This is a genomic window from Desulfovibrio sp. 1214_IL3152, from assembly GCF_036763055.1.
GTDB lineage: Bacteria > Desulfobacterota > Desulfovibrionia > Desulfovibrionales > Desulfovibrionaceae > Desulfovibrio.
Genome location: NZ_JBAIYW010000568.1, coordinates 1 through 5453 on the forward strand (window position 1 = coordinate 1; position 5453 = coordinate 5453).

4 protein-coding genes are annotated in these 5453 nt (G+C 58.8%); 1 reads left to right on the top strand and 3 read right to left on the bottom strand.

Annotation, left to right across the window (positions count from 1 at the left end):
• The 3 genes from uvrC to trpB all read right to left on the bottom strand — a co-directional run.
• Nucleotides 1-1005 (bottom strand): excinuclease ABC subunit UvrC (uvrC, locus tag V6C07_RS11910; protein ID WP_333536698.1); only part of this gene is annotated, 1005 nt, incomplete at its 3' end.
• Between the two features lie 449 nt (nt 1006-1454).
• The gene (locus tag V6C07_RS11915; protein WP_333536700.1) at nt 1455-2999 is read right to left on the bottom strand and encodes an outer membrane homotrimeric porin; all 1545 of its coding nucleotides are present in this window, start codon (nt 2997-2999) and stop codon (nt 1455-1457) included.
• Nucleotides 3000-3513: 514 nt separating this feature from the next.
• A complete protein-coding gene (gene trpB / locus V6C07_RS11920; protein ID WP_333536701.1) occupies nt 3514-4725 on the bottom strand; it encodes a tryptophan synthase subunit beta in 1212 nt (403 codons plus the stop codon).
• Nucleotides 4726-5028: 303 nt separating this feature from the next.
• On the opposite strand from trpB, the gene V6C07_RS11925 reads away from it, so the two are divergent.
• The coding region (locus tag V6C07_RS11925) for an FAD-dependent thymidylate synthase (protein WP_333536702.1) at nt 5029-5453 on the top strand (425 nt) is incomplete at its 3' end.

Consider the following 5453-nt stretch of genomic DNA (forward strand, 5'->3'; position numbering starts at 1 on the left):
GTCCGCTCCGTCTTCCATGTCCTCGTCAGCTTCCGGGGCATCCGCACTTTCAATGTCGAGGGGCAGCCAGGGCAGCAGGATGCGGGGCGGTGGCGTGATCTGGCTGTAATATTGGCTCACAAAGCTCCAAAGCAGCTCCGGGGCGTCCTCAAAGGTCAGGCCGGGCCAGTAGAAAGCGCGTCCGTCCGTTACCGCCCCGCCCCGTACAAAGGCTATGCCCAGGGCAAGACCTTTGTCAGCCTGATACAGACCAACGGCATCCATGTCGCCGCCGCCGGGCAAGACCGCAGCCTGTCGCTCCACAGTGCGCTCCACGGCGCGTATCTGGTCGCGCAGCACTGCGGCTTTTTCAAACTCCAGTTCTTCCGAGGCCAGATCCATTGCCTCGCGCAGGCTGTCCAGCAGGGGGGCGGCACGGCCTTGCAGAAGATCGCAGACCTTGCGCACGTTTTCATTGTATTCCTGCGGGGTCACCATATCCATACAGGGAGCGGGGCATTGGCCCATAAAATGGTACAGACAGGCGCGCACACGGTTTTTCATGGCCCTGTCGGAACAGCGGCGCAAGGCAAAGGCGCGGTGTATGAGTTTCCACGTCTCACGGGCCGACAGGGCGGAAGTGAACGGGCCGAAGTAGCGCGCGCCGTCACGTCTGGCCTGACGCACGACTTCAAGACGTGGAAAGGGGTGCTTGGGATTGAGCCGAAACAGCACGTACTGCTTGTCATCCCGCAGGACAATATTGTAGCGGGGCCTGTGCTTTTTGATCAGGCTGGATTCCAGAAGCAGAGCCTCTTTTTCCGTTGTTGTGGTGAGGTAGTCGATGCTTCGGGCATGGGAAAGCATGGCTTTTGTCTTGGCAGGCAAGCCTTCGGGCCTGAAGTAGGAAAGTACGCGGCGGCGCAGAACACGGGCTTTGCCCACGTAAATGATGCGTCCGCGTTCATCCTTGTACAGATAGACGCCGGGAGAAAGAGGGATGCTGGCTGGTTCTGGTTTTTGCATGGAGCAACGGTACGTTAAAAGTGTTTCTTTTGCCGGGCAATGGGGCCGTCCGCACCAGAAGAGGCCGCCCGGCTTTTCCGCGCGGGAATATGAAGCCGACCCCCTGCCGCTGTTGAAAGCATGCGTCCTCAACGGCAGGGTTCTCCGGCGGGAGCCGACAGTTTCATGTGCAGCCTTTGCCTGTGCAGCCCTTGCCTGTGCAGCCCTTGCCTGTACAGCCCTTGCAGATACAGCCCTGCGGCTGCGCCCGTGGCTGGCTGCGGTGGGCTGCTGCATATATACAGTAACCATCCCGGCTTCACTTGCCAACCTGAAGACACCGGGGCGTGGGGGGGGGGCTTGGCTGCGCACAGCGGCCCGGGCTGTTCGGGGCGGAGTGCGCAGGGTACGAAAAAAGGGGAAGCCTTTCGGCTTCCCCTTTGTAGAGCGGAATCAGAGATCGTGTTTTCTTAGAAAGAGTACACGAAGCTCAGGTTGACGTTCCAGGGGTCACGCACTTCGTCGGACTTGCCGTTCATCTTGCTGTTGCCCCAGACGGACTTGGACTGGTCAAGCCAGGTCGCAAGGTAGGCGGCGTCAAGCATGACGGTGAAGTTTTCGTACATCTGGTAGCTGTTGGTCAGACCGATTTCCATGGCGTAGTCCATGGTGGTCATGTACAGGGGATCCATGCCGATGGTGCCGTTGCCGCCGCTGTTGGCAGCCAAGGGTTCAGCCTGCCAGGTAGCCCTGGACATCTTTTTGGCCATGGAGGGGCTGTTGGTGCCGCCGATCAGGTTCACGCGGAAGGTGTGCTTCAGGTCTTCCAGGAAGCTCATGTCCTTCAAGCGCGCGCCCACGCCCCAGGTACCGGCCATGCTGTAGCCAAGGGTGGCGTCGCGGGCGATGTAGGGGTTGCCGTTGAAGGCAAAGTTGGAGAAGCCGTTGTTATTGTTGTTTATGCTCAGGCTGGGCATGCGGCCGGAACCGTCGGCCGGATCGTTGCTGTCGCCGGAACCGTACCAGCCGTAGATGCCGGGGATGGCCCAGTCAAGCTTGTATTCGGCAAGCAGAGAAGCCAGCCAACCGGAGCGGTTCAGGCGGCTGTCATCATAGGTAGCGGAACCGTAGTTGAAATCCCACGCGATGCGGATGGGGTCAAACATGGTCACTTCACCGGTCAGGCCAAACCAAATGGCGTTGCCGTACTCATCCAGTTTCTTGGAGGCCAAGCTGCCGTCCTTGTGGTGAGCGCCGCCCACGGGGAACATGCCGGCAGCGGGGTACTTCCAGGAGGTACCAAGAGCCTTGCTGGAACCATCAAGGATGTAGTTGTTTCCGCTGCGGAAGGCATTGGGGCCGATGGCGGCGTACATGACCCAGGGGGTCACTTTCACGCCGTCAAAGGTCAGGGGCACGAGCAGGGCGGCAACGTCCACGTTATCCATGAAGTTGCTGCGGTTCTCGTTGTTGATGGTCTTGCCGTCAAAGTTGTCGTTCCAGGGGCGGGCCCACAGGGCGGTCACGCCAACATTTTCGTTGAACTGGTAGGCGGCGGTGATGCCGGCCACGTCGTCGTTGAACACGTTGTTGCCGGTGGTGAAGCTGGGCAGGGCCATGCCCTGGATACCCATGCGCACCTTCAGGTCGGTCTGGGGAACGATCCAGTCAAGGTAGGCGTTCTTCAGTTTGATGGCGTTGCTGGAGTCAGCGCCAAGGGCGCCGCCGCTGCTGTTCTGGCCCCAGGTGGTCTTGCCGATTTCAAAGAAAACGGTACCGGACAGGGATTCGGAGGCTACGGCGTCCAACTGCAGGCGCACGCGCTGGTTGGCTTCGAACTCGTCTTCTTTGCCGTTGTAACCGGTCTGGCCGTTGCCACCGGTGAAGTTGCCGTTCATGCCGTAGTCAAAGCTCATGATCCACTGGCCTTTGGCCTTGAAGTCGATGGCGCTGGCGCCTGTGGCAGCACTGAACACCAGACCGGCCGCCAACAGAAGAGTAGCGATCTTTTTCATGGTTAACCTTCCTTTATTTTGCCCATAAGGACACGTTTTACTATACACGCCTGTGGAGCGGATGTCCGCTTCGGGCCAACTATAGGAAAGCCCCGCACACTTTGCAAGCATATTCGTGCAAAAATTTTAACCCGGCAGAGGATATAAAAGGAAAAAAAGATTAATCGTCCGGGAAATCTGTATGTTAAAGGAAATCTAGAGAAGAAAAATTTTTTCTGTGCGCGACAAAATTTTAGTCCCAATAGGCCCTCTTTTACAAGGATGCAGCAAAACCAACCTGTTATGGCTGGTTGTTCGGCGGTATAAAAATTTTCGTCTCATACGAGGAAAGCCGGGGATGCGTCCCCGGCTTTCCTGATGTGTGCCGTATGGCCTTTGCGGGCGTCAGGCTGATGCGCAGCGCCGTTTTGTGGTGTTTTTTCCTGCCGGTGCCAATTTGCAGGGGCCATTGCACGACGGCGCTGTCCCCTCTGGTATTTTTACAGGGGCTGGCAGCCTCATGCGCCGGTGATTTTCAGATTTCGCCTTTTTCCATCATTTCCGCCACCTGCGCCACGTCCTTATCGCCCCGGCCGGAAAGGTTGACCAGCAGGACTGCGTCACGGGGCATACCCGGGGCCATTTTGACGGCATGCGCCAGAGCGTGGGAAGATTCCAGAGCCGGAATGATGCCTTCATGGCGGGACAGGGTGAAGAAGGCTTCCAGGGCTTCCTTGTCCGTAATGCTGACATACTCGGCGCGGCCCGCATCTTTAAGCATGGCGTGTTCCGGGCCTACAGAAGGATAATCCAGCCCTGCGGAGATGGAGTACACCGCTCCGGCATTGCCCGTTGCATCCTTGATCATATAGGAATTGAAGCCGTGCAGCACACCGGGTTCGCCAAGGCAAATCGACGCCGCGTGCTGGCCGTAGTCCGTACCGTGTCCGCCTGGCTCCACGCCGATGAGGCGCACATCCGCATCGTTCACAAAACCGGAAAAAATGCCGATGGCGTTTGAACCGCCGCCCACGCAGGCGAGCACAGCATGAGGCAGGCAGCCGCAGGCTTCAAGCATCTGCGTGCGGGCCTCACTGCCCACCACCGACTGGAACTGGCGTACCATATAAGGATAGGGATGCGGCCCCACGGCGGAACCCAGCACGTAAAACATGGCGTCGTCCGCCACCCACAGGGCAAGAGCCTCGTCCACGGCCTCCTTGAGTGTGCGCTGGCCGGATGTGGCTGCCACAACGTCGGCCCCGAGCATGCGCATGCGGATGACGTTGAGATGCTGGCGCTCCATGTCCACTTCGCCCATGCAGATGGTGCATTCAAGGCCCATAAGGGCTGCCGTGGCGGCTGTGGCTACGCCGTGCTGCCCTGCGCCGGTTTCCGCGATGATGCGGCTTTTGCCCATGCGTTTTGCAAGCAGGCACTGCCCGAGGGTGTTGTTGATCTTGTGCGCCCCGAGGTGATTGAGGTCTTCGCGCTTGAGCCATATCTGCGCTCCGCCCAGTTTGTGGCTCAGGTTGGCGCAGTGAAAGACCGGGCTGGGGCGTCCTGTATAATGGATGAAAAGGTCATTGAGTTCCCTCATGAAGCCGGGGTCGGCCAGGGCCGACTCCATAGCCGCGGTCAGTTCATCCAGGCGGGCCTTGACGGGTTCGGGAACAAACTGGCCGCCGTAAGCGCCGAAAAAGCCCTTGCTGTCCGGTTTGTCGTGGGATGCGGAATGCTGGCTCATGCGATCTCCTTGCTGCTGATGCTGTGTCGCCGTCATGCTACCTGGCCTGCGGCAAAACGCCGTTCTGCCGTACCCGGCTCAGCGCCGGCGTAAAGGGCGGCTTCGGGACCGGTAAGCCTGAAAAGCGCAAAGGCTGAAAAACGGTTCTCACTCTGGCGTTTTGAACTCTCTGTGTCAAGGCGCTTTACTGCTTGTGGCATATGGGCTGCGCAATGGACGCCTTGTGATTTTGTGTTCTTCTTGCCGTGGCCTGCTGTTTCGCTTATGCTTGGTGCGCGCGCATTTTTGCGGCAAGGAGTTGAAATGCTGGATGAAAAATTTACCGGAAACGGCAAGGCAGTGCTGCTGGCCGGCGGCGGAAAAATCTATACGGACATAGCGGCGCGCTTTGTGCGCAGCGAGAGGGATCTGGAAGATATTGTGGCTTCTCCCTATTCCAAAAAGATAGTGGAGAACATTCTGTCATCAGGACACAGGGCCGCGCTGGAATTTGACTTTTTCATTTTCGGCCTTGAAGGCTACTCCCGCGTGACTGAAACCCAGCTTGTGCGCAAGCGTCTGGCTTCTTACCTTATCAAATCGGGGCGGGCCGAGCTTGGCGGCAAGCGTCGCTATTCTGTGGTCTATCCGCGTGGCGTGGCGGAATTTTCGGCTCCGGTGACCTTGCCTGGCGGCGAGACGGTGAACCTGAGCGGGCGCGACCTGGCCGACCTGGGCCGCCAGTGGTA